We start from the raw sequence: 991 nt of genomic DNA on the forward strand, positions 1-991 counted from the left end.
CTGTATGTGCCTGAATGAAGGGTTTGAATAAACATCCAAGCTTTTCATCAGATATTCCTATTCCAGTGTCAGTTACCCGAACATGTAAATGACCATTGATGTAGCTTACCAGAATTTTTATAGTACCATCATCAGTAAATTTAACCGCGTTACTTAGCACATTATAAAATACCTGGCGCACTCGCAAGGGGTCAAGCATAAACCAATTTGATGAGTCAAGATGGTACTCTTCTAATATTCTCACTCCCTTTTTAGATGCCATTAGATAAAACATTTCTGCTGAATTACGTAACAATGTATATATATCAACAGCTTCATTCTCAATGGTTAATAGCCCCGACTCTATTTTTGTCACATCTAGGACATCACCAACCAGCTCAAGAAGATTATGCGAGGCACTTCTCATGTAGCTCAGTTCTTCACGCTCACTCATGCTGATGGATGGAGAGTGACTGAATATTTCCAGAAAACCATTAATAATATTTAGTGGCGTCCTTATTTCATGACTGATAGTTGCAATAAATTCTGATTTTGCTTTATTAGCTTGTTCTGCCTCTGCGCTAGACTGCATTGCAGCTGTGTATGCTTCATTGCGCCATGTCACATCAAACCAGCCCCAAAAAATCCCTCGTGAGCCATCATTAACATCATTATATGGAATAAACCAATCCTGAATATCCTTTGGTTTACCTAATATCGTAATACTGGTTTCACGTGTCAAAACCTTACCAAAATAAAACGCTGACTTTATGGTTTTTAACACACTATCGCAATCTTCGTCAGAAATTAGCGAGTCAAGATATTTAACATCTGCATCAACTTCTATCTCGAAAGCTTTATTAAATGAGCGATTACAAAATTTGATACATAAATTTGAATCAAGGAGCACAACTGGATGAGGAATCCCATCAATAAACTCCTGCATCATATCTAACTGAGAAAGTAGTTTTATCTCCGCCTTTTTTTTGTACTTTAGTACTCTAGCCAAACG

At 37.1% G+C, this 991-nt stretch carries 1 protein-coding gene; it reads right to left on the minus strand.

From position 1 onward, the window contains the following. Positions 1-991, minus strand: a 991-nt coding sequence (locus LD28_RS0112910; protein WP_241462296.1) for a PAS domain-containing sensor histidine kinase, incomplete at both ends; no start/stop codon positions are given.

This window comes from Aeromonas finlandensis (assembly GCF_000764645.1).
Taxonomy (GTDB): domain Bacteria; phylum Pseudomonadota; class Gammaproteobacteria; order Enterobacterales; family Aeromonadaceae; genus Aeromonas; species Aeromonas finlandensis.